We start from the raw sequence: 1,045 nt of genomic DNA, 5'->3' as shown, positions 1-1,045 counted from the left end.
GTTACGTTCCCAGCATATCCTTTATATACTAACCGTTCCTACTAGAGCGCATGCACCAACCCGTAACCCAGGAGCGGTTCCACCCATCAGCTCAGAAATACTACGGTTACGCAAAGAACATCATTGCCCGGGGACTTGAAGAGAAACGCATCACCGATGACGATGCAAAGCTTATCCAGGAATACGTCGGTGAGATCGCCTCAACAAGCTCTATCAGCGCCGGCAGGGTGTTCAAGCTGACCTCGATCCTGACGAACTGGCGGGAATACATCAGACCCTACCGCTCGAACACAATCTCCGACGTTTACCGTGGTATCAATGTCCTGCGGGACGCCCGAAAGAAAGATGGCGCCCCGCTGACTCAGAACACCAGGGCAGATTACGTGAAGTTCCTGAAACGGTTCTACCTCTGGTTGATCGAGAACAAGTTCAGCGAGATCGAAGAGAAGAAAATCCGAAAGATCACCCCCCCATCCCCGAACCTGATGACCAAGACAGCCGAACAGCTCCTGACCGGAGAAGAGATCGAAGCTATGCTCAAGAAATGCCGGACTTCCCGGGACCGGGCACTCATCTCGATGTTATATGAAGGCGGCTTCCGTATCAGCGAGCTCGGCACCCTCCGCTGGAAACAGGTCAAGGTCAACGAGTGGAATGTTGCCATCAACGTCAACGGCAAGACCGAGAAGACCCGGTACATTCCCTTAGTGATGTCCAAATCCTACCTGGCTCAATGGGGCAACGAGTATCCAGGTGGTGCCGCTTCCGGTGAATCCTTCGTATTCCTGACCGATGGCAAGAATATTCCCCTCCAGTACCGGGGTATTGCCAAACAACTTGCCATCATTGCCAAACGTGCCGGTATCAAGAAACATATCACGACCCACATTTTCCGGCATTCACGGATTACCCACCTGATGCAGCAGGGGTACAGCGAGTCTGTCATCAAGAAGATGATGTGGGGCAATATCACGACCAAGATGTTTGCAACATATGCTCACCTGACCGATTCCGATATAGACGATGAGATTGCACGTAAACAGGG

Annotated in this window: 1 protein-coding gene; it reads left to right on the top strand. The window is 52.2% G+C overall.

The genetic code is table 11. From position 1 onward, the window contains the following. Positions 1 to 50: 50 nt before the first annotated feature. Positions 51 to 1,045, top strand: a 995-nt coding sequence (locus CW742_RS15035) for a tyrosine-type recombinase/integrase (RefSeq protein ID WP_292421808.1), incomplete at its 3' end; no start/stop codon positions are given.

Source organism: Methanoregula sp. (genome assembly GCF_002835825.1).
Lineage (GTDB): Archaea > Halobacteriota > Methanomicrobia > Methanomicrobiales > Methanospirillaceae > Methanoregula.
Note: the sequence above shows the minus strand (reverse complement) of the source record. Positions and strands in the feature narration are given on the sequence as shown.